We start from the raw sequence: 22,858 nt of genomic DNA, 5'->3' as shown, positions 1-22,858 counted from the left end.
GTTTCCGCGAGCTGTTCGAGGCGCACGCCCGGCCCGGCGAGATCAGGGACTACGTCCTCAGCCTCACCGACTAGCACCCGAACAAACAACAGGCCCCGCACCACAGCAATTTCCCACCATGGTCCTCGCCGATCAACAATCCGGATTCGGCGAAGACCGTGCTTTCCGGCTCTCGCACCCCGTCGTCTCTCCTCCGACGGGGTGTTGTCATATTCGATATTCACCCCAAAGCATGCGAAGCACTTGTTCGTGCCATGTCACTGGCCGGGAACACGATCCTCATAGGTCATTTTTACTCCCTGCCGCACGCCCCCTGTCACTGAACACAGGTTCCCGCGATCACGGTGTCCCCTGCCGCACCTGACCGCCACGGAACGTCAACACCGCCGGTCCCCGTCGTTCCGTGCCACGTTTCCATGGCAGGCGATGGACCGACGTCGCATGGTCTCGTTCCGTGCCATGACCATGACGCTCCATGTCACGCCGGACCGTTGGAATCCCAACGGTCCGTCGATCGTCATGCCGGCGATTCCCGGCACGGGATCGCCGTTTCCCCGGCAGGCCGTGTTCCCTGCCACGGGATCGTGTCGGGGAACACGGTCCCGGCCGGTATTCCCATTCCCTGCCACGACCACCCGACAGGGAACATTGATCTTCCCTGATCTCCACCCTCCCTGACATGGCTCCCGCCACGGAATACCCAATCACCGCCGATCCCGGTATTCCGCGATCATCCCCATTCCGCACCCCACCAAACCACACACCAGCCATCACCGTATCGCGGCAGTTCTCTTCGCCAGCTCGAGCAAAGGCACGGCGGTCACGGAAAATTCGAACTTCGCCCCACGTTTGACGAGATATCGACTCACCCGAAACGCCAACGCGGCGCGGGCATCGTCATCACGCAGATCATCAGCGGTGACGATGACCACGATCCATCCACGGCTTCTGAGCAGCTCCCGCTTCTCCTGATCACGCCGCCACTGCGCCTTGTCTGTCCGATGCTGGTCGCCGTCATATTCGACCGCCACCTTCAGCTCCGGCCACGCCAGATCCACGGTCATCGGCACCTTCGAACGAAACGTCATCCCAGGAACGATGAAGTTGATCTGCGGAACAGGCACGCCATGGCTCATCAGCGAAAGATACGTCCGAGATTCCATCGGAGAACGGACACCACCACGACACAATCTCAGCGCCAGACGGCAATTCCTCACTCCGGCAAAACGCTCGCGACGATCCAGAAACTCGCAGAATTCCCCATATACCGATTTCGCTGGACCATCATGATCCAAGACAGACCCCTGCACGACATTCCGTCCCCCTGCCCCCGCATTCCCCGAATTCTTCTCGGAAAGCGCGGTGATGACCGAATTCGCCAGCACAACCAACTCATCGAATGCGATATGAGGGGCGAGCTGTGCCCACGCGTGCATGGCATTCAGCGCGTACACATACTGATTGACGCGAACGAAGGCACCACGCTCATACCCTTTCCAGACATGCGCCTGCACACCTCGCCCACGTACTCGTTTCCCACCCGCCCCCACTACGGTATGCAGAACCGAATCATCCAGATCGCAATGTTCAGGAAGCGGAATCGATTGCAGCATCAATGCCGTCTGCATGCCGAACAGCACCCCGGCCCCAACCCGTCGGGCGACCTCCGTGCATGACCGAATGGCTTCCCTACGTCGCTCCGCCAACACCACTTCCATGTATGGCGTCGCCGGAATCCGCCCTGCTTTCATATCCTGTGACATTTCCATATGGCGACCATACGACGCATAGCACTGAAGATGAAGCGATATCGCAGTATGTGCGCGAACGGACTGTTCTCGTCCGACCAGTGTGGATAACTCCGTCCTCACATCCCCGATTGTGGACAATAACGGTCTTATTCACACCTTCGCACCAAACGACGGCATACCGCCCGCACACACTCCGCCATCAATCCGATCACATCCGCTCCGCTTACAACGCACCATACCGACGCACGGTCCGGGCGATGGCCTCATCCCGGGTCTCCTCGAGAATGACCGGCACATACGGCAGGGCGGCGCTCACGGCCTCCAGCACGCCGCGCACGTCCATCACGCCTTCATCCACATTGCAGCGATGCAGCCCGTCCTCACCCACGGTGAAGTCGTCGATGTGCACGGCGACGATCCGCTCGCCGAAGGCCTTAAGCGCCTTATGCGTGATCTCCACCTGATCCCCGTCATGCACGGTGCGCCCGTCCGGCGCCGTGTATGCGGTCGGATCGAAGACGATGCCCAGATACGGCGAGTCCACGTCGGCCAGCAGACGCTCGGTGGTGGCGATGTCGTAGATCGGATGGTTCGCCCCCGGCTCCACGCCCACGATGGTGCCGAACCGGGCACCGAAGTCCACCAGACGTCGCACCGAGGCCAGCGATTCCTGATACATCGCCTCGGTGAAGTTCTCCTCGGTGAACCGTCCCGGAGCGGCGTCCACGGAGCCGGTCTCGCTGGCCACCACCGGGGCGCCGAAGAACCGCGCATTGGCCAGATACGCCTCGAACCGGCGCAGCGCGGCTTCGCGCGAGTCCGGATCAGGATGCGTCATATTGATATAGCATCCCAGCACGGCGATGTCCACGCCCCGCTCCCCCAGCACGCGACGGAAGTACATGCCCATGCCGGGATTGATCCGGTCGGCGAGGTCCGGGAACTGCCTCGGCAACGCCAGCTGCACGTTATGCACGCCGTATCCGTCCAGCCCCTGCGCCAGCAGTTCAGGAGTATCCGCCCAAGTCACGTCATGACCTCGCGCTCCGAAGTTGATCATGCCGCACCGCCTTTCGATCGTCTCGCATCGTCATCGCAACCATAGGCAGAAACACCCCAAGAACAAACAGTCTTTACCAACAGTTTTTGCACATTATCTTCGTTTTTTTGCTCCCTCTCCACTACACTGAGAAGGTGAGATAGAAATGGAATCGCACCGTTGGACGACGACGTCGGCAGGGTGGCTTCCAGCGATCGGGGGGTATCATGACATCGATCCAGCAGACCCAGCAGCTGCATCAGGTACGGGAGGATCGGCCGCAACGCGCGGTCATCGTCAATGAGATGATCTCCGACCGGTTCGAGATCTATCACGTCGACTCGCAGGTCATCGAACATGCGCAGCTGCACTACCACGACTTCCATGAGATCAATCTCGTGCTGCAGGGCACCGGCCTGTTCCATCTGGGCGGCAGCGAATACACCACCGAAGCGGGCACGGTGACGTTCGCCCACAGCAACGACCTGCACAACATCGTGCGCCAGTCCAGCCAGTATTACGAGCGCGCGTACATCTACGTGCGCGAGCAGTTCCTCAAGTCGCGCTCCACGCCGCACACCAACCTCAACGCCTGCTTCGAAAGCAACGGCAAGCCCACCAGCCGCGTCATCAAGATGGATCCGGCGGATCTGCGCCGTCACATCGATCTGCTCGATCAGGAGCCGGACGACTCCTACGGCTCCGATCTGGAGTACGAGCGCAAGTTCCTGGACTTCATGGTGGATCTCAACCGCGCCGTGGCCGACGGCGGCACCGACGTGGTCCCGCATTCCAAGCCGATGTCGGCGCTCATCACCAACGTGATGGAGTACATCTCCGAGCATCTCAACGACGACCTGTCCCTCGACGCGATCGCCGACCGCTTCTTCATCAACAAGTACTATCTTTCCCGCCAGTTCAAGAAGAGCACCGGCCTCAACCTGCACGAGTTCATCGTCAAGAAGCGTCTGCTGAAGTCCAAGGAGCTGCTGCGCTCCTACGGCAGCGCGCAGAACATCTACAAGCAGTGCGGATTCTCCTCGTACACGCATTTCCTGCGCTGCTTCAAGCAGGAGTTCCATATGACGACCAAGGAGTTCCTCCGGGAAAGCGACAACGCCGGCGTGGTGCATTTCGCCCCGCACGAGTAGCCGCACCCCCGGAATGGTATCGGATCGCAACATCGGATAGCCGGCGGTCAATCCCCGGCATGTTTCCTCCCGAACGCACAGGATCGCCCCGCCTACGATTCCGGTAGACGGCAACGTCAGCCCGACGGCAACGTCAGCCGATCGAGCCAGATCCCAGGGATTCCAAAGGAGGAACCATGATCCGCAAGACCTTCAAGATGCACCTGTACCCCGGCATGGTGGAGGAGTACGCCCGGCGGCACCACGAACTGTGGCCCGAGATGAAGGCGATGATCCACGAATACGGCGGCCGCAACTACACGATCGCCTTCGACGCCGAGACGAACACGCTGTTCGGCTACATCGAGGTGGAGAGCGAGGATCGCTGGGCGCAGTCGGCCGACACCCCGATCAACCGCAAGTGGTGGGATTTCATGGCTCCGGTGATGGAGACGAATCCCGACAATTCCCCGGTATGCGAGGATCTGCGCGAGGTCTTCCATCTGGACTGACGGCCGATCGGCTCAGCCCGACAGCCCAGCCCGCCCCGTCGGTCATTCAGCCCCGGCATATCAGCCCCAGCCGATCAGCCAGCCCAGTCGTCCACTCACCGCCAGCACTGCTCGTACGGCACGCCGGTAAGCCGTTCGACGACCTCGCGGGTCTGCGGATCCACGTCGGCCTTGTCGCCGCCGTTCTTCAGCCGGTCGATCTCACCGAGCACGATCAGATCGCCACGCTGGTCGAGAGCGAACCGCCGGGAGATGATCAGAGCCACCAGAAAGCCGATGGCCAGCCATCCCAGGCAGACGAAGGCGATGCCCATCTGCGCGCTCGTGCTCTGGCCGCCCGAGTGATTGGGCTCGAAGCCGGTCATCGCAAGGAACGATCCACAGGCGATGGACGCCACGCCGGTGCAGATGAAGCGCAGGAATGTAGTGAGTCCGGAGAAGATCGACGCGCGGTTGCGTTTGGTCACGATCATGTCCACGTCGGGAATGAACGGGAAGATCAGCCACGGCAAGGTGCCGGACAGCGAGCGGAACACGCACCACACCAGATACGACGCCACCGACAGCGCCACCCACCATCCGTCCGGCAGCACACCGACCAGACGCCAGGTGAGGAACAGCAGGCCAAGTCCGATCAGCGCGCCGCAGTAGCACAGCGCATACAGGTTCTTCGGGCCGATGTGGATGAACAGCCAGCCCCACAGCGGCTTGAACACCTCGGCGACCACGGCCAGCGACAGCAGCAGCGAGGCGTAGGCGGCCGTGCGGTTCCAGTCGTAGAGCACGAAGAACACGAAGGTCTGCGTGAACATGTCCTGCAGGGTCAGGCAGATCAGGTACAGGGTGATGTGCACGCGGAACGTGGCAATGCGGAACGTGGAGGCGTATTCGCGGATCACGCGGCCGAACGCCTGCATGAGTTCGCGCGGCGTGCGACGGTGGGCCGCGGCACGCCGACGGGCCAGCTCCTCCTCGCCGTATCCGGCCTCCTCGGGGGTCAGCTCCCAGGTGACGCGGGAGCTGATGAACGCCACGACGGAGAAGCACAGCGTCACCACCGTGGCGAAGAGCTGATACGAGTAGGCGTGGCTTTCGCCGAACCGGGTGAGCACCCAGCTGGCGAACATCGGAATGACGGCGGTGGAGATGCCGCTGAGCAGCAGACGCACGGTGGAGAGCATGGACCGGCCGGCGAAGTCGCGGGTCATCTCGCCGGGCAGTGCCGCATAGCAGACGCCGAACATCTGCAGCAGCACGATGTACAGCACGTACATGGCGAAATAGACCGGCTTGGGCAGGCCCGGCACCCACATGAGCAGGGTGACCAGCACCAGCGGCGAGCACAGCATGATGAAGAAGCGCCGGCGACCGAACCGTCGTCCCAGCCGGAACAGGTAGAACCGTTCGGACAGCAGGCCGAACAGGATCGCGCACACCGCGCTGGCCACCGCGGCCCCGCCGATGATCCCCTGCGCCGTGCTGATGTCGAATCCGCAGAAGTGGGTCCAGAACACGGCCAGATACGTGCCGGTGAGGGTCGGTCCCCCGCCGCCGTAGCAGTCGGCGATGCCGTATCCGACGGCATTGGCCAGATTGATCTTCCTCGTCGCTCTCTCGTTCACCCGGATAAGAATACTCAGACGACCGATATCGCGCCGGATCGTTGCCGTTTTCGCCACGGTTCGGCAGGATCCGCGCACGAACGGCAAGCTCTCCGAACGTTGTTGCCTATTTTCCGACGTGTAAATCACACGGCGATCCGCACGCGGCTCTAGAGTAGGGAGTATGGAAACACCAATTATTTTCAATGGTGTGCCTTGGTTCGACGACGAACGGCACACGGTAAACGCACACGGCGCCTCCATCATCGAGGACGGGGGACGCTACTGGCTCATCGGCGAGCGCAAGACCGACGACGGAAACGGCTTCGGCGGGTTCGCCTGCTATTCATCCGATGATCTGGCCCACTGGCATTTCGAGCGCATCATCCTCGCCCCGCAGACCGAGGAGACCTCCCTGCTCGGCCCGCGTCGCATCGGTTCGCGCGCGAAGGTGCTGAGGAATCCGAAGACCGGCAAGTACGTGCTGCTGGCCCGCACCGACAACAAGAAGCACACCGATCCGATCACCTGCGTGGCGGTGAGCGATTCGGTCAACGGCGAGTACAAGCTGCTGGGCGCGTTCGAGTATGAGGAGGCGCCGCTGCGCAAGGGCGATCTCGGTCTGTTCCAGGAGGAGGACGGCACCGCCTACGCGGTGTTCTGCGAGGGTGATATCTATCGCCTGTCCGACGACTACACGTCGGCCGCCGAGCTGGTGGTCAAGGGCATGGCTCCGGGCAGCTCCTCCCCCGTGCTCACCAAGATCGACGACACGTATTTCGCGCTGTTCTCGGGCAAGACCGCGTGGGACAGCAATGAGAACTACTATTACAGCGCCACGTCCATCGACGGACCGTGGACGGCCCAGGGCACGTTCGCCCCGGAGGGCACGCGCACCTGGAACTCCCAGTGCGCTTACGTGTTCCCGCTGAGGATGGCCGACGGCTCCACGGTGCCGGTGTACATCGGCGACCGCTGGTCGTACCCGCATCAGGCGTCCGCCGCCTCGCTGGTCATGCTGCCGATGGCCGCGAAGGGCACGACCCTGTCGATTCCCGAGTACTGGCCGGCGTGGGATCCTCGTTCGGCCACGCAGGTGCTGCTCAGCGGCCATCTGATTCCGGCGAAGCTGAATTCGAACCATGTGGGCGAGGAGATCCGTCTGCCGTTCGACATCGACGGCGAGGGCCGTGTGGTGATCCTCGGTTCCGCATCCTGCCACGGCGGCTACGCGAACGTGGAGATCACCGACAGCCGGGGCATTCCGGTGCTGTCGCAGCCGTTCACGTTCTATGCGCCCACGCGCTACAACGGCGCGATGTTCATCGGCCCGCTGCTGGAGACCGGCGACTATCAGCTCAGCGTGCGCGTGCTGGACGAGGGTTCGGTGTTCCATGCGAAGGACGGCACCAGACTCGGTTCGGAGGACACCAAGGTGGTGGTCAGCGGCATCCGTACGCTGAACTCGGCCGATTACCGATGAGTCCGGGTGTCCGATGATCGCCGGATGGTGACCGTCGGACACGGCAAAGGGCGGGGATCCGGTTCCATTTGCCGGATTCCCGCCCTTTGCCGTGTCCGTTCGGACGACCGTGACCGCGCTTTAGTACGGCTGGTTGCCGTGGATGATGATGCCGTGCTCGTGCTTGAGGAAGTTGCGGGCGGACTCGCGATCGATGTCGTGGCCGCGTTCGAGGCTGTGGTACACCACGGCGATCTGGGCGCCGACGCTCAGCCGCTCGAAGGCCTCGTGGGAGTCCCATCCGTCCTGCGCCACGGCCAGCGTGGGCTCCTGCACGTAGCCGTATCCCGCGGCGTTGGCGTATCCGTTGAACGGCAGTCCCCACGCGTGATGCTTGGTCAGCTCCTCGCCGAATGCCTTGGCCTCGGCCAGATCGGCCTCGGTGGCCCCGTGGGCCCGGGCGAGTTCATCGGCGTGGACGGGACTGTAGCCGGAATCCTCCGGCGGCTTGGGAAGCGGCATGGCATCCCCTTTCTCTATCTGCTCTGTACTGCTCTATCGATGCGGCTCTATCGCTCGCTATCGGTGCGATGTGGCCGGTAACCTCAACGGTTATACCACGCCCCGTCCCTTCGGCACCCGCTGCGACCGGGGGCCGGTGCTGTCGCGCACCACCAGTCGGGTCGGCACGCTCTGCAACGTGGCCTCCACGGCCCCTCCCGTATATCGGCTCAGCAGCATCTGGGCGGCCTTGGCCCCCAGCATGCGCGTGGACCGGCAGATGGAGGAGAGCGCCGGCCAGGCCAGTTTGCCGACGATGTCGTCATCGATGCCGATGATCGAATACGCATCCGGGCATTCGTACCCGTTCTTGCGCATGCCGGCGATGAATCCCAATGCCATCATGTCGTTGTAGGCGAGCACGGCGCCGGTGGGACTGCGCAGATAATCCCGCACCAGCGCGTATCCGCCCTCGTAGGTGGGCCAGCCGGGCCAGTGGCGCTTGATGCGCAGGCCCTCGTCGGCGCAGGCCCGGGTCAGTTCGTTCCAGCACACGCCGGCCGACCATGAGTGGGCCGGGCCGTCGAGATAGGTGACGCGGTCGAAGCCGAGCGACTTGAAATGCTGCACCGACTGCCGCATGCCGTCGGAGATGTCGCTCACCACGCTGGGCACGCCGCGGATGATGTGGTTGGTCACCACCACGGGCTTGACCTGCGCGCATTTGCGGATCATGGAATCGGGCATGCGGCTGGAGGCGAGAATCACCCCGTCCGCGTAGTAGACGGCCCGATCGAAGGCCTTGCGCTCCTGGGAGGCGGATTCGCGCGACTCGCACACCAGCAGGCCTACGTCCTGACGGGCGCACTCCTGCTGCACGCTGCGCACGATGTCGGTGAAGAACTGATTGGCCATGTCGGGCACGATGATGGCGATCAGCCCGCGATGCCCGCTGCTGGGCCGTGATTCGATGGGGATCTCATGGTAGCCGAGTTCGTCGGCCACCGCGAAGATGCGTTTGGTGGTCTCCGGACTGACCCTGCCCGGCATCGAGAACGCCCTTGACACGGTGGATGGCGAGACGCCCGCGGCTTTCGCAACATCGCGAATGGTGACCTTCTTCATGACACTCCTTTGAAGTCACAGCAACGGTTCCCAGTGTAGACAACCGCAGGCGCATTCCCCGACCGCCACACACCGGACGCCCCGTCTGACACGCCGAAGCACAGTTCACCATGACCTCAACATGTCACCTCATCAGTCGGCTTTGCCGACAGCTTCCCCTCAAGGGGAAGCCTAAGGGTCAAACGCCCGCCTTCCGGGCTTCCCCCTCGGGGGAAGCTGGCGAGCGCAGCGAGACTGATGAGGGGCGATTGACGAGACACGCCGAACTTCGACGACGAAAAGGCCCGTCCCCGCGATCGCGGCGGAAACGGACCTTGGGTAGACGGGAGACGGTCGACCGGGCGACTACTCGGTGATGCCGTCCTTGAAGATGGCGATCTCGTGCATACCGTACTCCTCGTTGCGCGTGCTGCGCTCACCGTTGACGGTGGCCATCACGCTGGCGATGAAGTCGGGCAGCACGTCCTCCATGTGCTCGCTGAGCAGACGGCCGGCGTTGAAGTCGATCCAGCGCGAATGCTTGGTGGCGAGCGGCACGTTCGTGGCGACCTTGAACGTGGGCACGTAGGTACCATACGGGTTGCCGCGGCCGGTGGTGAACAGCACGAGGTTGCAGCCGGCGCTGGCCAGCGCGGACGAGGAGACCAGATCGTTGCCGGGCGCCTGCAGCAGGGTCAGTCCCGGCTTCTCGGCCTGATGGCCGTAGGCGATCACGTCGGTGACCTCGCACTTGCCGCCCTTACGGATGCAGCCGAGCGACTTGTCCTCGAGGGTGGTGATGCCGCCGGCCTTGTTGCCCGGCGACGGGTTCTCGCCGATCGGCTGGTGGTACTTGCGGAAGTAGTCCTTGAAGTTTTTGATCAGGTGGACGATGTCCTCGAAGGTCTCCTCGTCCTTGGCCTGGCTCATGAGCACCTGCTCGGCGCCGAACATTTCGGGCACCTCGGTGAGCACGACCTTGCCGCCCTGCGCGGCCAGCCATTCGGCGAACTTGCCGACGAGCGGGTTGGCGGTCACGCCGGACAGGCCGTCGGAGCCGCCGCACTTGACGCCCACGGTCAGCTCGCTGATCGGGATGGGCTCACGGTGGTCGTTCAGAGCCGCCTCGTTGAGCTCCTCGAGCAGCTTGCCGGCGGTTTCGTATTCGTCGTCCTCAAGCTGGCAGATCATGAACTTCACGCGGTGCGGGTCATAGACGAGCCCGTCCTGCAGATCCTTGACGACGGCGTCGCTCGGCTCGGCGTCCGTGCCGCAGCAGCCCATGAGCGGGGTCATCTCGGACTTGAACTGCGGGATCTGGTTGTTCTCGCAGCCGAGACCCACGACGAGCACGCCGCCGGCGTTCGGGTGCATGGCGATGTCCTGCAGGATGCGCTTGGTCATCTCGTGGTCGCCGCCCAGCTGGGAGCAGCCGTACGGATGATGGGCGATGATGATGGAGTCGAAGGCGCCGCGATCGGGGTGCAGGGCCTCGAACTGCTTGGCGATGTTGTCGCACAGCGAGTTGATGCAGCCGACGGCCGGCACGATGTACAGGTCATTGCGGATGCCCACCTTGCCGGTGGCGCGGCGGTAGCCCTGGAACGTCAGGTCGCTGGGCTTGCTGCCCGGCTTGACGACGTCCGGCACCGGATCGTACGTGTACTGCAGATCCGGGCCGAGGTTCGACTTCGTGTTATGCGTATGCACCCACGAGCCCTTGGCGATGTCGCACCTGGCGTGGCCGATCGAATAGCCGTACTTGATGATCTGCTCGCCTTCGGGGATGTCCTCGATGGCGATCTTGTGACCGCGGCCGACGTCCTCGAGGGCGATGACCGGTTCGGCCAGTCCCTCGACCTTGACCGCCTCGCCCTTCTTCAGATCGCGGGCGGCGACGGCGACCTTGTCATGCGGATCGAGATGAATCGTATCCATGATGAAAGCCCTTCCTAAACCTTACGGTGAACATGGATCGGGGCCTCCCGATGCGGTTCGCACGGTCACTGGCCGCACGGACCGCACTCGGGAAGCCCATGAAACGCGATTGATGGAGTCGGCTCAGGCGAGCGCCTTGATGAGCGGACGGATGCCGTCGGCCTTGATGGACTCGATGTTGGCCTTCACCGCATCGACCAGTCCCTCGACCTCGGTGAGGTCCTGACCCCACACGGAGGCGTCGGCGAGGATGGTGGCCACGTAGTCGTCGGACTTGGCGGCCGCCTCGAACTTGGCGAGCGTGTCGGGGTTGTCGGTGATGGCGACCTTGCCTTCGGCGAATCCGCCGTAGGTGTAGAGCAGGCCGGACAAGGCGAGCACCAGACGCTTGGGCAGACGGCCCTCCTTGGTGTTGCCCAGCAGCACCGGCAGGCAGCGGGTGACGTACTTGGAGGCGGAGTTCAGGGCGATGGAGTCGAGCGCGTGCTTGACGAACGGGTTGGCGTAGCGTTCCAGCACGGCGGCGGCGAACGCCTTGAGCTCGTCCTCGGGCAGGGACAGCACCGGGATGATCTCCTCGGCCATCTCCTTCTCGATGAACGGACGCACGTCCTCGTCGTTCATGGCCTCGCCGACGGTGGCGACGCCGGCCAGACGGGCCACGGAGGCGAGCGTGGTGTGCGGGCAGTTGAGCAGGAACACCTTGCGTTCGCGGTAGGGCACCACGGATTCGGGGGTCACCAGATCAATGCCGAGCTGCTTGGCCGGCAGGGCCTTGTCGATGGCCTCGGTGTCGCCGGAGACGACCCACAGCAGGAACGGCTCGGCCTTGACCATGTTGTTGTCCACGTAGCCCAGTTCGTTCCACAGCTCCTCGGCGCGGTCGCGCGGGTAGCCGGGGACGATGCGGTCGACCAGCGTGTTGCAGAACTTGTTCGCGGAGTCGATCCACTCGACGAAGTCCTCGCCGTAGCCGTAGCGCTTCGCCTGTTCGATCAGATCGGCCTTCAGCGTGGTGCCGTTGTCGGCGATCAGCTCGCACGGGATGATCAGGAATCCGGGCAGGCCCTTGTCGAAGCGACGCTTGAGCAGCTGGACGAGCTTGGCCGGGTAGCTCTTCGGCGGCACGATGTCGGCGGAGGAGTCGGCGTCGTCGAGGGCGATGCCGGCCTCGGTGGTGTTGGAGATGATGATCTCGGTGTCGGGGTCGTCGGCCAGGGCGAGGAACTCATCCCAGTCGGCCACGGCGCTCAGTGTCTTGGCGATGGAGTCGATGACCTCGCGGCTCTGCACCTGCTCGCCGTTCTTCAGGCCTTCGAGGATCACGGTGTACAGGTCGTCCTGCGCCTCGATCTCCTTGGCACGGCCCTGGGCGATCGGCTGGACGACCGCGACGTTGCCGTTGAACAGACCGTTGTTGTTCATCTGCTGCACGATCCAGTCGACGAATGCGCGCAGGAAGTTGCCTTCGCCGAACTGAATGATCTTGACCGGACGCTTGCGCGCCTCCTCGGTGGTCAATCCCTTCTCAAGTGCGACCTCTTCGTTGAGGACCGGAAGATCGTTCTGTGCCATGGTGCTCCTCTTTCCTTGTTTGGGAGTGAATACAGCCATACCGAAACCGAAACGCCGTTTACCGCTTCGTACCGGAAGCTTCGGTATCTGGTTCCCAGAGTAGGGAGGAGTCGACCGCGACGATGAAAATGTTGCCAATCTTTGCCGCGTTTGCTCGGTCAAGTCTTGACAAGCGCGGCCCGGCGTATTAGCGGCCGGAAGACGATCGGTGTGCCGGGATGCGAAACGGGATACGAAAGAGGCCGGAACCGTCGATGGACAACGGTTCCGGCCTCCGTAATCGGTCAGATCATTCCGATCGGATCATTGCGTTCCGGTCAGATACGGGCGACCTCGACGCCGATCTCCTTGGCGTCGTCGGCGGCGGTGATCTCCACGCCGCCTTCGGCCAGGGTCTCGTGGGCGATCAGATCCTTGAACTGCTCGGCCTTCGCCGCGTCGGCGGCGGGCAGGGTCAGCTTGAGGCTGATGCGGTCGGCGATGTCGAGATCGGCCTCCTTACGGGCGTCCTGCACGGCGCGGATCACGTCGCGGGCATAGCCTTCGGCGATCAGATCGTCGTTGAGCTCGGTGTCGAGGATCACGAAGCCGCCGGTCGGCAGCGCGGCGGAGACGGAGTTGGCCGCCTCATGGGCGTTCTCCTCCTCCACACGGTTGATCAGCTCGTACTCGCCCTCGACCAGCGCGATCTCGCCGTTCGGGGTCTCAACCACGGGGGCGCCGTCCGCGCCGACGTGCCAGGCGCCGGTCTTGGAGGCCTTGATGGCCAGCTGGACGTCCTTGCGCAGGCGCTTGCCGGCCACGCGGGCGTTGACACGCAGCTCGTGCACGATCTTCAGGCCCTGCGTGGCGGCGTCCTCCATGGTGCAGAACTCGATGTCCTTGACGTTGAGCTCCGACTTGAGGATGTCGGTGTAGGGCTCGACGGCGGCCACGTCCTCGGCGACCACGGTGAGCTTGGCGAGCGGCTGGCGCACGCGGATCTGCTGGGCCTTGCGCAGCGAGAGCGTGCCGGAGACGACCTCGCGCACCTTCTCCATCGCGGCGACGAGCTCGTCGTCGGCCACGAGCACCTTGCCGAGCTCGGTGGCTTCGCCGGTCTTCTCGTCGGCGAGGAACGGCCAGTCGGCCAGATGCACGGATTCGCCGCCGGTCAGGCCGCGCCAGATGGTTTCGGTCTCCATCGGGGCGAGCGGGGCCATCACGCGGCACAGCACCTCGAGCGCGGTGTACAGCGTGTTGAAGGCGTTGGCGTCCTCGTTCCAGAAGCGGTCGCGCGTGTTGCGGATGTACCAGTTGGTGAGCATGTCGATGAAGTCGCTCACCTCGTCGCAGGCGTCGGAGATGGCGAATTCGTCGAGGTCCTTCTGCACGCCGGCCACGAGCTTGCGCAGGCGGGCCAGCAGGTAGCGGTCCATCTCGGGCAGGCCCGCCACCTCGTCGGCCTTGAGCAGACGGGCGTCGAAGCCCTCGCCCTTGTTGGCCGCGTTGGCGTACAGGGTGAAGAAGTAGTAGGAGCTCCACAGCGGCAGCATGACCTGACGCACGGTGTCGCGGATGCCTTCGGAGGTGACGATGAGGTTGCCGCCGCGAAGGATCGGGGACGACATGAGGAACCAGCGCATGGCGTCGGAACCGTACTTGTCGAACACGCCGTTGACGTCCGGGTAGTTGCGCAGGTGCTTCGACATCTTCTGACCGTCGGAGCCGAGCACGATGCCGTGGCAGATCACGTTCTTGAAGGCCGGGCGGTCGAACAGGGCGGTGGCCATGACGTGCAGCAGGTAGAACCAGCCGCGGGTCTGACCGATGTATTCGACGATGTAGTCGGCCGGGAAGTGCTGCTCGAACTTCTCCTTGTTCTCGAACGGGTAGTGGAACTGCGCGAACGACATGGAGCCGGATTCGAACCAGCAGTCGAGCACGTCGGAGATGCGGTGCATCGTGGACTTGCCGGTCGGGTCGTCCGGGTTCGGACGGGTGAGGTTGTCGATCCACGGACGGTGCATGTTGACGTTGCCGTCACGGTCGCGCGGGTAGTCGCCGAAGTCGCGCTTGAGCTCCTCAAGCGAACCGTAGACGTCGACGCGCGGGTACTTCGGATCGTCGGAGACCCACACCGGGATCGGGGAGCCCCAGAAGCGGTTGCGGGAGATGGACCAGTCGCGGGCGTTGGCGAGCCACTTGCCGAACTGGCCGTCCTTGACGTTCTCGGGGATCCAGTTGATCTGCTGGTTGAGCTCGAGCAGACGCGGCTTGATCTTGGTGACGGAGACGAACCAGGAGCTCACCGGCTTGTAGATCAGCGGGGTGGCGCAGCGCCAGCAGTGCGGGTAGGAGTGCACGTAGCTCTTCTCCTGCAGCAGGATGGCGCGACGATCCTCCGGGATCTCGGCGAGCGGGCCGTCGCCGTTGCGCAGGTTGCGCAGGATCGGCTTGTTGGCGTCGAACACGTACATGCCCTCGTATTCGGGGCACTGCGCGGTGAAGCGGCAGCCGGCGTCGAGCACGTCGGTGCTCTTGATGCCCTTGGCGTTGAGCGTGTTCATATCGTCCTCGCCGTAGGGGGCCTGATGCACGAGGCCGGTACCCTCGACGGTGTCGACGTAGTCGGCGGTGAAGATCTGGTAGCCCTGCGGTCCGGGAACGTGGCCCTCGGACTCGGCCTCGTCGCCCGCGAAGTACGGGAACACCGGCCAGTAGCGCCAGCCTTCCATCTCGGAGCCCTTGAGCTCGCGCACGATCTCGTAGTTCTCGCCGAGTTCCTTCTCGTACTTGGCGAGCAGCGGCTTGCCGAAGTAGAACTTCTTGCCGGCGTACTTGCCTTCGGTGGGCCTGACCTCGACGTAGTCGATGTCGGCGCCGACGACGATGGCGAAGTTGGTGGGGACGGTCCACGGCGTGGTCGTCCAGAACACGGCGTAGGCGTCCTCCTCGTCGCGAAGCTTCACGGCCACGGAGACGGTGGTGTCCTGACGGTCCTGGTACACGTCGGCGTCCATGCGCAGCTCGTGGGCGGACAGCGGGGTGCGGTCCTTCGGGCAGTACGGCAGCACGCGGTAGCCCTGGTAGGCCAGGCCCTTGTCGTACAGCTGCTTGAAGGCCCACATCACCGACTCCATGTACGGGATGTTCAGGGTCTTGTAGCCGTGCTCGAAATCCACCCAGCGGGCCTGACGGTGCACGTAGTCCTGCCACTCGTTCGTGTACTTGAGCACGGAGGCGCGGCAGGCGTCGTTGAACTTGTCGATGCCCATCTTCTCGATCTGGTCGACCGAGTCGATGCCGAGCTCCTTCTGCGCTTCGAGCTCGGCGGGCAGGCCGTGGGTGTCCCAGCCGAACACGCGGTTGACCTTGCGGCCCTTCATGGTCTGGTAGCGCGGGATCACGTCCTTGGCGTAGCCGGTCAGCAGGTGGCCGTAGTGCGGCAGACCGTTGGCGAAGGGCGGGCCGTCGAAGAACACGAACTCGTTCTGGCTGTGATCGCCGGAAGGATTGCGTTCGACGGACTTCTGGAAGGTGTCGTCCTTGTCCCAATAGTCGAGGGTCTTCACCTCAAGATCGGGGAAACTCGGGTTCGGTGCCACATGCTCCATGCTGGAGTCGGCTGCGGCCTTGGGGAACTTGTTGCTCACCGCTATCTCCTCATGCACAGTTTCGTCATTACTACTGCCACGAGGACGAATCGCACGGCATCGGTTGCGCGCCACGTGCGGCGCGGGTCGTTCGATGCGCGGCGAACCGCGGTACCACCTCGCTTGCCGCATCATGCCCCGAACTGCCTTGGGACGGCGATGCGACCGCTTGAATTCGGCTGTCTCGGGCCTACCCGCCGGGTCTAATAAGCCGTTGCCACCGCGCGATGTTCCGCATGCGATGTTCCGCATGCGCCATGCCGCGCGACGGATGTCGGCCGTTCTTCCGGAAGCTCCCCGCTGATGACGGATCAATGCTCACCGCCCACCATGATAACACCCGTCCGGGGACGGAGGAACGTACCGTTTCGACGGGCCCGCATGGCACGGAACGCGTATGCTCCCCGCGTCTTCATTCCCTGACGCACAGCCTCGTCACGGAACGCCATAGGTCGCACTCCCGTCGTTCTCTGCCACAAGGCCATGTCACGGAAGGTCGTCCGTTCCCCATCCTGCATTCCCTGCCACGAGTTCTTGTCATGGAACGCGCGTATCCCCATATCCCGTGCCCCCTGCCGCGTTTTCCCGGCACGGAACGCACATATCCCCGTATCCGCCGTTCCCTGCCAGATTCCTTCCCCTCCCGCAACACCAAACCCTTGAAATCGCAACGATCCCGAAATCGACGAATCCTCATTTTCCGCCACGGAATCAACAATCCGCAACATACCGCACTCCGTGCCATCATCTTCCCACCTAACTCCGTAGGACATCGCAACGATATGCTGTATCTGTTGTCTACGATCGGTAGGACGAACTTGTATATTGATGAACAGAATTCGATAATGAATAACCGGAAAATCCTGAAACATAGCGAACAGACAGACAGCAATGTCTCCCCTGATCATCTGCTCGACCTATACACATTTCAACCATTCGAAGCCATTGAGCGTGCCTTCGCAAACGGATCGGTTTATCATGCGACGGTAGCCGACGCACGCCAAGCCGGATGTCTACGAAACGATGAGGATGGCACATTCGCCGACGCCTACCGGTGGATTGAAAATGAAATGCTACATGCCGGAATCACACCGTTCCCCGAAACCATGAAAATCCGCAATCGTATGATCACTCGAACGACGATCACTGTTCCCGATGATCTCACAGCGATCTGGGCATATGCTCGCTGGACCGACAATCATGACAGGCCGAGATCCAGACCCGACCGCAGATACCACGAATTCCGTTCTCCTGACAACAGGCAAGACCACCTGATTCATCTTCGCATCCCATCTCGTCGCGTGTTGCTCTCTGATCTGGACAGCTGGCACAACGTACTGAATCGTTGGCCCATACCGCCCAACGAGTCCTCATGCTGGGATAACGCGAGGTTGAGCACATGGCTGGAAGAGCACTGGGACGATCCCATCGAGACGAAACGCCAACAATGGCGCCAACATGTGCTCATCCCCACCGGACATGAACCCATCGGATGCGATCTGAACAATTGTCATGGAAGCGATGGCGATGCCGCACGAACCATCGATTCAACCGATGACCTCATGATCTTGCCGAATCGTTACGTACAAGCTGTGTTCTGGTGGATCGAACCTGATGACGTAGTGCAGGTATGGAATCCATTGCGACTCAGTTAGCCCTATCCGTGATGGTCATGCTGCCACCGACATGAAAGACCGTTTCCGCCCACATAATGGAATCATGCTTATACGCCACATCATGCATGATTCACTCATCGAAGACATTACCGGAACGCATCGGTGCTGGCAGGATTGCGCATACGACACAACATATCTGTTCAGACGCGCCGGCACAGCAACGCCCATGCACAACCGCGCCATGGAAGGGCTGGTGCAGCGAATCACCCATGCCCGACGCAACGAAGATATCGACTATGTCTTTTATCTGCGCAGCATATGCACGCCAACGGAATGGACCGATCTCATCCCACGCATTTGCAACGAATCCTTCTCCGAACTGAAACGCAGGAAAACCCTAGCCGAGTCGAAAAACTCACTACGCAATCCTGCACTCGAGCGCCTTATCGTCAAAGAACGTCTTTCGAATATGGCACTGCGCTACTTTGATTACACGACATGCCCTTCGTATCCGATCTACCGGATCATGGCGATATCCCATCCGCAGGAAACAGATACCATCCTGCTCGGTCCCCTGCCCCGAGGAACATTGTCAGGACCTTTACTGCTTGCCGACAACAACGACGCCTATGGGCATATCATCAAGGTTCTCAACAACTATGCAGCGATCCTCGGCATGGACAAAGCGCGCTCCATCGCCGCCCACGTCGTCGGCAGATATCCGAATCGGCATGAATTACGAAGAACGCTCGCATGGGCGAAGTTTATCGACATCTGATCCGATGACAACAACCGAGCGACGCACCACTGCGCCTCGGCCGCAATAAATGGAATAGCCGTAATCATGACCCATCACATGCTGGCCACAGAATGCCAAATTTCGCACTTTCAGCATTCTCTGATGTCAACTTATGGCACAGGGCGTTATATCCTGCACTTGACCCGCTCCCTGCCACGATCCCCCGGCACGGAACGACCTATTCCCCATATTCGACGTTCTCTACCACAATTTCCCGGCACGGAACGTGAATGCTCTCACTTTCTCCCTTCCCTGCCAGATTTCATTCCCTTCAGAAACACCAAACCCTTGAAATCGCCACGATCCCAATAACGCAGAGTTCCAGAATCCCGCCACGGAACCAACAATCAACGCAATACCGCATTCCATGCCACCATAGGAGTATGGAAGAAACGAAGCAGCGGCAGCGTGGCGAACTGTTCTCGTGGTGCTTGGTCGCGAACGTCGTGGACGAACACGAGGTCGGACAGGACCATCACATCGAGAACGGAACGAAGATCTTCAGCCCCGGCACGAAGGTGTACGTGTCGTCTATCTGGCGTGACAGTTCATTCGACCATGGCGGCGTGCTGCGCGTCATCGGCAAACCACGCAAGCAATGGAGGCTCGCCATCGTCTACATCCGACGTGACCGTCTGACGAATTTCCGCGCCAGGAAGGTGTTCGACCCGAAGGCGCTACGCTGCATGGCGAGAGACGAAGGACAGGACCGGCCGCGGCCGGGAAGGTTCAGTATCTGGTGGGGCAAGGACGAGGAAGCCCGCAAACGGGTCGAGGAACAAGCGGCCTACTACAATCAGGACATCTACTCGGTCAGGCAACGCGAACAGCACCCCTCACCACGGCATCGTAGCGAGAACAAATAAGCGAAGCCCCCCCCCAAAAAAAAAGAACATATTCCGGATAAACGGCGATGCGACCCTCGAGGCCGAAACAGCCGGCATGGTGACTCCACCCGACACCTCATCAGTCAGCCTCACGGCTGCCAGCTTCCCCTCTAAGGGGAAGCCAAGAAAGACCGTCTCCGGCCCCGGTATGATCATCCTCTTTTTCAATCGAAAGACGACCGACAAAATCGGACGAATAATGAGACCCACAGACCATCCGCTAAAAACCAAAGCTGCAGTCATCACTGAAACGGAAAACCCAAAATCGCAGGAATGCCAATCTCGTCGAATTCAGACATGTAATAACATGCATGAGACCACTCAATGAGACCAATGAAACCGCTTACAGCTTCTTGAATCTCTCATAGGCTTCTTTCACCAGTTTTTCAGCTGCATCGACATCCATCATCAATCCCTCACCATCGAAAAGCATCCACACCATAGAATTTCATCTGCGCATCTCCCCACCACGAAAGGAATTGATCGGCGAATTCCCCATTGTGACCAATATCATCGAACGCGCCATCAAACGACACCAGCCTACCGTTTGTTTCCTCAGCCAATGCCGCCGCAGCAAAGCCGTACCCCACAGAAGTCACTGCAGGAGCGCCGGCATTGCGATACTCATCCCAGAAATAGTCGAAGGAATTTACCACCCGCAATTCCTCTTCAGAAAGATTTCCCGCAAAATCATCGTTATCCAAGGGAACAATCTGTCCCAACATAGAGGAGGGAAAACCGAACTTTCCATCTGACTTCTCATAGTCATCGACCCACCACTGATCGATTCGGTCTCGTTCCCATAATTCAGGCCATGAGCCACCACGCCATTCGCCATCGATCAGATAGGCGAACCCCAGATCCATTCCCACTTGCCACCGAACAGAAGACTCCACCCGACAGCGCCTTTTCCCCTGATAAAACGCCTGCACTTCCAAAGTCCCGCCAATATTCTGCTTGTGCAGAAACCATTGGAACAATTCCTGTGTCCGCAGCCTTGTTTCCTCAACAAGAGGAAGATAATCCGTCGTTGGATACACATGAATTGTGGTTGACATACTCTCATCTTAGGATGACTGCAACAAAGTTCGCACGCCCCGACAAGAATCGTGGAAAACAAAACCCGGAACCTCAACGATTCCGGGCTATGTGGTCGGACCGGCGGGATTTGAACCCGCGACCCCTTGTTAGATCCAACGTTTTTTACGCTGTTTTGCACCGCTATGCATAACACTTGTTTTCGTTGCAATTTCAACGTTTTTCACCTTTTCTTGCATCGCGTCGATTTACGCCGTTTTACGGTACTTGTCATAGCCATGTCCCCTAAATGTCCCCTGTTTTCCATCGAGATACAGGGGGCAGAAGACCGGGTGGCTATTATTCTAGCTCCTGCCGCGGCAACGGTAATGACCCTGATGGCACACATATATAGGGGGTGTTGTCAAGGTGGTTCGACTGTAACGGATGGAAAAAGGTCCTCCAAAATAGGCCGATAGGGCAATGAGACAATAAAAGGCCTCTTGGGAAGCCTGTCATGGATCTTCCCAAGGGGCCTATCTGGGGGGGCGCCTACCGACTTACAGTGACTTCCACGCCACGCCCTCGCCGCGCCAGCCTGCCCTGATGACGGCCAGGTACTCCGCGTAGCTGGTGGTGTACACATGCTCGCCGCCGCCGTTGCCGCGCCCGTTCTTCGGCTTGTGATAGGGCTTGGGGTTGTACAGGCGGTACACGTTCTGTCCGGTGGGACTGGTGTACCAGGCGATGCCCTCGTCCTTCCAGCCAAGGCGCACGAGCATGTCGTGCTCCGCCTTGTTCAGCGTCCAGTTATGGTTGCCCGAGCGGCGGTTGTACTCGCGGTACACGGGCCTGGCGCCGGGAGTGTCCTTGCTCACGGTGATGAAGCTGGATTTGCCGTGGTTCTCGTCACGCCAGCCGAGCCTCACGAGCATGTCGTTCTCGGCCTTGCTGGTCGTGTAGTGATGCAGACCGGAATTGCGGTTGTATACGCGGTACACGGGCACCTTCTTCGAGCTCGGCTTCGACGGGTCCGTGGGCTTGGACGGAGTGGCGTTGCGGGTCCACTTGGCGGTCAGGGTCAGATTGCCGGTCACGGGCTTGCTGAAGTCCCATTTGGCGCTGCCGCTATACCATCCGGCGAACGAGTAGCCAGAGCGGGTGGGGTTGGCTGGCTGCGTGGCCTTGGCGTTCTTCCTCACGGTCTGCGAGGCCACTGTACTGCCGCCTGCGGAATCGAAGGACACCGTGTACGTGGTGTTGGCATCCAGCATGGCCGTGTACTGGTCGAACTTCGCCAGAAGGTTCTGGGGGAGGGTCATGCCCTGATTGGTTACATAATCTGAATCCTCGGGGACGATATCATTCGGGAATCCAAATCCGGGCACATATGGTTTAGTAATAGGACCCTTTCCCTCAGCAAGATAATACTCCTGTACGAAGCCATTGCCTTCGGTGGTGCCATTGCCGTACATGCCGCCAGATGCGTACACGTATTTGTCATTCACATAGTTCACGTAATGACCGGAATTGTAGGCCACGCTACCATCGGCGGCCTTGCCGTCGATCCTGCCGTCCGTCATATCTCGGTCGTATTCGCTCTTCTCATTGTAGAAGTTTTCGATACCGCCGATATTCTCGGCGCTGCCGCCATGATAATGGTCGCCAGTGGCGTATGTATAATTGGCGGCGGACTGAGCGATAACGAGAAGCTGGAGATTCATCCGCTGGACCTGAAGTCGTTTGTTTGGGTCGTCGCAGCGACGCCCCTTGCCTTCGGGAAGATCCATGCGGCATGGCTCGTTTTTCAGACCGGTGCGGAACTGGTTGGAACGGATATCTTCTCGTAGTGCCTTGCGGGTGTTGTCCAATGACGTCGCATCGCTCACCTGCCCCAGATGCGTATAGGTGGGAAACTCCTTGTTCGTCATGGCATCTTCGAGATTATATAGGGCCCTTCGTGCATCCGCTCTCTGGTCCGCCGAATCCCCGTTGACCGTCATCCATTTGATGAACCCGTAGGATGAGTGAATCTGCTGGTCGGTCAGCCCCGCAGACCATCCTTCGGCGGCCGAGGCGCCCACGGCCGGGGCCATGGCCACGGTGAGGACCATTGCCAGCATGGAGGCGATCACCGCCCCCGTTCGGGCCAGTCGTCTTGACAATCCACTCATATGCGAACCTCTTTTCCTCTTCTTTGAATCGTTGTCCGATCCCAGCGTAATACCCAGGATCGTCCGTCACCCCCTATTATGCGTCCCCGGATTGATGCACTTCACCCCCGTATAGCC

The 22,858-nt window shown here is 61.1% G+C and carries 16 protein-coding genes; 6 read left to right on the top strand and 10 right to left on the bottom strand.

Annotated features, from left to right (window positions below; translation table 11 throughout):
- Nucleotides 1-770: 770 nt before the first annotated feature.
- Together CSQ87_RS10480 and CSQ87_RS10475 are read right to left on the bottom strand one after the other, a co-directional pair.
- Nucleotides 771-1,769: an endonuclease domain-containing protein gene (locus CSQ87_RS10480; protein WP_243388916.1), complete on the bottom strand. Its 999-nt coding sequence runs from the start codon at nucleotides 1,767-1,769 to the stop codon at nucleotides 771-773.
- A 205-nt stretch (nucleotides 1,770-1,974) separates the two neighbouring features.
- Complete coding sequence (locus CSQ87_RS10475; RefSeq protein WP_100513819.1) at nucleotides 1,975-2,811, bottom strand: sugar phosphate isomerase/epimerase family protein; 837 nt, start codon at nucleotides 2,809-2,811, stop codon at nucleotides 1,975-1,977.
- Nucleotides 2,812-3,017: 206 nt separating this feature from the next.
- On the opposite strand from CSQ87_RS10475, the gene CSQ87_RS10470 reads away from it, so the two are divergent.
- Both CSQ87_RS10470 and rhaM read left to right on the top strand, forming a co-directional pair.
- The gene (locus tag CSQ87_RS10470; protein WP_100513818.1) at nucleotides 3,018-3,941 is read left to right on the top strand and encodes an AraC family transcriptional regulator; all 924 of its coding nucleotides are present in this window, start codon (nucleotides 3,018-3,020) and stop codon (nucleotides 3,939-3,941) included.
- 176 nt (nucleotides 3,942-4,117) lie between these two features.
- A complete protein-coding gene (gene rhaM, locus CSQ87_RS10465; protein WP_100513817.1) occupies nucleotides 4,118-4,432 on the top strand; it encodes an L-rhamnose mutarotase in 315 nt (104 codons plus the stop codon).
- Nucleotides 4,433-4,527: 95 nt separating this feature from the next.
- Here the strand turns inward: rhaM and CSQ87_RS10460 are convergent, their stop codons facing one another.
- On the bottom strand, nucleotides 4,528-6,054 hold the full coding sequence (locus CSQ87_RS10460; protein WP_165776831.1) for an MFS transporter: 1,527 nt from the start codon (nucleotides 6,052-6,054) through the stop codon (nucleotides 4,528-4,530).
- A 163-nt stretch (nucleotides 6,055-6,217) separates the two neighbouring features.
- Between CSQ87_RS10460 and CSQ87_RS10455 the strand changes: the two genes are divergently transcribed.
- Entirely contained in the window at nucleotides 6,218-7,516 is a 1,299-nt protein-coding gene (locus tag CSQ87_RS10455; protein WP_117434932.1) for a glycoside hydrolase family protein, read from the top strand.
- A gap of 120 nt (nucleotides 7,517-7,636) precedes the next feature.
- On the opposite strand, the gene CSQ87_RS10450 is transcribed toward CSQ87_RS10455, so the two are convergent.
- The 5 genes from CSQ87_RS10450 to ileS all read right to left on the bottom strand — a co-directional run bounded on the left by CSQ87_RS10450 (nucleotide 7,637) and on the right by ileS (nucleotide 16,209).
- Complete coding sequence (locus tag CSQ87_RS10450; protein ID WP_100513814.1) at nucleotides 7,637-8,017, bottom strand: glycerophosphodiester phosphodiesterase; 381 nt, start codon at nucleotides 8,015-8,017, stop codon at nucleotides 7,637-7,639.
- 90 nt (nucleotides 8,018-8,107) lie between these two features.
- Nucleotides 8,108-9,121, bottom strand: coding sequence for a LacI family DNA-binding transcriptional regulator (locus tag CSQ87_RS10445; protein WP_100513813.1), 1,014 nt, complete (start codon nucleotides 9,119-9,121; stop codon nucleotides 8,108-8,110).
- A 345-nt stretch (nucleotides 9,122-9,466) separates the two neighbouring features.
- The gene (locus CSQ87_RS10440) at nucleotides 9,467-11,038 is read right to left on the bottom strand and encodes a UxaA family hydrolase (RefSeq protein WP_100513812.1); all 1,572 of its coding nucleotides are present in this window, start codon (nucleotides 11,036-11,038) and stop codon (nucleotides 9,467-9,469) included.
- 123 nt (nucleotides 11,039-11,161) lie between these two features.
- A complete protein-coding gene (locus tag CSQ87_RS10435; protein WP_100513811.1) occupies nucleotides 11,162-12,613 on the bottom strand; it encodes a tagaturonate reductase in 1,452 nt (483 codons plus the stop codon).
- A gap of 317 nt (nucleotides 12,614-12,930) precedes the next feature.
- The gene (gene ileS, locus CSQ87_RS10430) at nucleotides 12,931-16,209 is read right to left on the bottom strand and encodes a mupirocin-resistant isoleucine--tRNA ligase (protein ID WP_133122397.1); all 3,279 of its coding nucleotides are present in this window, start codon (nucleotides 16,207-16,209) and stop codon (nucleotides 12,931-12,933) included.
- A 578-nt stretch (nucleotides 16,210-16,787) separates the two neighbouring features.
- Between ileS and CSQ87_RS10825 the strand changes: the two genes are divergently transcribed.
- From CSQ87_RS10825 to CSQ87_RS10415, 3 genes are all read left to right on the top strand, one after another.
- Nucleotides 16,788-17,903 carry a hypothetical protein gene (locus tag CSQ87_RS10825; RefSeq protein WP_133122396.1) on the top strand — a complete coding sequence of 372 codons (1,116 nt, stop codon included), beginning with the start codon at nucleotides 16,788-16,790 and terminating at the stop codon, nucleotides 17,901-17,903.
- Nucleotides 17,904-17,934: 31 nt separating this feature from the next.
- Nucleotides 17,935-18,642, top strand: coding sequence for a hypothetical protein (locus CSQ87_RS10420; protein WP_133122395.1), 708 nt, complete (start codon nucleotides 17,935-17,937; stop codon nucleotides 18,640-18,642).
- 404 nt (nucleotides 18,643-19,046) lie between these two features.
- Complete coding sequence (locus CSQ87_RS10415; RefSeq protein ID WP_100513808.1) at nucleotides 19,047-19,529, top strand: hypothetical protein; 483 nt, start codon at nucleotides 19,047-19,049, stop codon at nucleotides 19,527-19,529.
- Between the two features lie 437 nt (nucleotides 19,530-19,966).
- Here the strand turns inward: CSQ87_RS10415 and CSQ87_RS10410 are convergent, their stop codons facing one another.
- Together CSQ87_RS10410 and CSQ87_RS10405 are read right to left on the bottom strand one after the other, a co-directional pair.
- Nucleotides 19,967-20,608, bottom strand: coding sequence for a hypothetical protein (locus CSQ87_RS10410; RefSeq protein WP_133122394.1), 642 nt, complete (start codon nucleotides 20,606-20,608; stop codon nucleotides 19,967-19,969).
- A gap of 519 nt (nucleotides 20,609-21,127) precedes the next feature.
- Entirely contained in the window at nucleotides 21,128-22,741 is a 1,614-nt protein-coding gene (locus tag CSQ87_RS10405) for an InlB B-repeat-containing protein (protein ID WP_100513806.1), read from the bottom strand.
- Nucleotides 22,742-22,858: the final 117 nt, after the last annotated feature.

Origin of the sequence: Bifidobacterium simiarum, from assembly GCF_002802905.1 — a bacterium.
Taxonomy (GTDB): domain Bacteria; phylum Actinomycetota; class Actinomycetes; order Actinomycetales; family Bifidobacteriaceae; genus Galliscardovia; species Galliscardovia simiarum.
Note: the sequence above shows the minus strand (reverse complement) of the source record. Positions and strands in the feature narration are given on the sequence as shown.

Coding starts and splice junctions, on each gene's coding strand:
- CSQ87_RS10480 (WP_243388916.1), bottom strand. CDS start 1,769: ATGGAAATGTCACAGGATATGAAAGCAGGGCGGATTCCGGCGACGCCA.
- CSQ87_RS10475 (WP_100513819.1), bottom strand. CDS start 2,811: ATGATCAACTTCGGAGCGCGAGGTCATGACGTGACTTGGGCGGATACT.
- CSQ87_RS10470 (WP_100513818.1), top strand. CDS start 3,018: ATGACATCGATCCAGCAGACCCAGCAGCTGCATCAGGTACGGGAGGAT.
- rhaM (WP_100513817.1), top strand. CDS start 4,118: ATGATCCGCAAGACCTTCAAGATGCACCTGTACCCCGGCATGGTGGAG.
- CSQ87_RS10455 (WP_117434932.1), top strand. CDS start 6,218: ATGGAAACACCAATTATTTTCAATGGTGTGCCTTGGTTCGACGACGAA.
- CSQ87_RS10450 (WP_100513814.1), bottom strand. CDS start 8,017: ATGCCGCTTCCCAAGCCGCCGGAGGATTCCGGCTACAGTCCCGTCCAC.
- CSQ87_RS10445 (WP_100513813.1), bottom strand. CDS start 9,121: ATGAAGAAGGTCACCATTCGCGATGTTGCGAAAGCCGCGGGCGTCTCG.
- CSQ87_RS10440 (WP_100513812.1), bottom strand. CDS start 11,038: ATGGATACGATTCATCTCGATCCGCATGACAAGGTCGCCGTCGCCGCC.
- CSQ87_RS10435 (WP_100513811.1), bottom strand. CDS start 12,613: ATGGCACAGAACGATCTTCCGGTCCTCAACGAAGAGGTCGCACTTGAG.
- ileS (WP_133122397.1), bottom strand. CDS start 16,209: ATGGAGCATGTGGCACCGAACCCGAGTTTCCCCGATCTTGAGGTGAAG.
- CSQ87_RS10825 (WP_133122396.1), top strand. CDS start 16,788: ATGGAACGCGCGTATCCCCATATCCCGTGCCCCCTGCCGCGTTTTCCC.
- CSQ87_RS10420 (WP_133122395.1), top strand. CDS start 17,935: ATGAAAGACCGTTTCCGCCCACATAATGGAATCATGCTTATACGCCAC.
- CSQ87_RS10415 (WP_100513808.1), top strand. CDS start 19,047: ATGGAAGAAACGAAGCAGCGGCAGCGTGGCGAACTGTTCTCGTGGTGC.
- CSQ87_RS10410 (WP_133122394.1), bottom strand. CDS start 20,608: ATGTCAACCACAATTCATGTGTATCCAACGACGGATTATCTTCCTCTT.
- CSQ87_RS10405 (WP_100513806.1), bottom strand. CDS start 22,741: ATGAGTGGATTGTCAAGACGACTGGCCCGAACGGGGGCGGTGATCGCC.